The organism is Hymenobacter agri, assembly GCF_054778495.1.
Map to the genome: position 1 here is coordinate 1 of NZ_BAAGZM010000972.1, position 1,085 is coordinate 1,085.

Sequence of the window (1,085 nt, forward strand, 5' to 3'; positions counted from 1 at the left end):
GCAGCCGCTACAGCAAGTCGCAGTACCAGAAACCAGCCGCCGCGGGCGCGGCCTCGGCATCCTTCGGAGCGCAGTCGTAGTCGGCTGGGTCGGCTGGGTCGGCGGGCTGAGGCGCGGGGGCGGCGTATTCGCGGTACACGATTTCGCCTTTCTCAAACGCGATGGGCTGGCTGAACAGCGGGCCGTCGAAGACGAAGGTGTGGAACTCGCCGTTTTCGCCGCAGGGGTCGACGCCGGGCGGCAGGTCGCGCAGAAAGTCCTCGTCGATGACGCGGCCCACGAAGCTGCGGTCGAGGTATTGGGCATTAACGCAGGTGGTGATGGTGCGGAAGCCCAGGCCGAGAAACTCGCGCATGAGCTCACCCGTGGGCCGCCCCCAGAGCGGAAACACGGCTTCGAGGCCCACGGCGGCCAGTTTGGCTTCGCGGTAGCGGCGCAGGTCTTCCAGAAAAATATCGCCGAAGATGGCCGCTGATGCCCCGCCTTGCTGCAATTCCCGCAGAGTGTCGCCCATCAGCGCTTCGTAGGTGGCCATGCTGGGCATTTCGGGCAGCAATAGTTGGCGACAGGGCAGCCCGAGCGCCGCGGCCTGCCGCTCGAGCAGGGCCGTGCGCACGCCGTGCATCGAAATGCGCTGGTAGGGCGTGCTCACCGTGGTGAGCAGCGTTTGGATGTGGTAATGGCCGGCCTGCTGCACTTTGTAGAGCGCCAGGGCCGAGTCTTTGCCGCCGCTCCAATTAAAAATGGCCTGTGGTTTCATAGGGCAGCAAAGTAACCGCCGGGCCGGCCTATCGGCTGGCAAAAGGCTGCTCGACACCCCTCGCGTCAAGCAAAAAAACCTCACATTACCTCGTGCGGCAAACCGGCAAACCACCCGGCTGCCAGGCGGCTGCGGCGCCAGCCGGTCCCGGCCGGCGAAAAGTGCACCAATGGCAGGCAACCTTTCGGCGCCCCGGCCGAACAATTGGGCTATGCAGTTTGCCATCATTACCCCCACCCACCAGCGGCGCGCGCTGTTGCCCGAAGCAGTAGCCAGCGCCCGCGCCAGCATCAGCGCCCCGCTCGATTTCACTTTTGAGCACCTG

General features: G+C 65.3%; 1 protein-coding gene. It reads right to left on the reverse strand.

All coding sequences use genetic code 11. The features are described 5' to 3' along the window. Positions 1–7: 7 nt before the first annotated feature. Positions 8–760 carry a Dph6-related ATP pyrophosphatase gene (locus ACYVDE_RS23795; protein WP_460504004.1) on the reverse strand — a complete coding sequence of 251 codons (753 nt, stop codon included), beginning with the start codon at positions 758–760 and terminating at the stop codon, positions 8–10. Positions 761–1,085 lie beyond the last annotated feature (325 nt).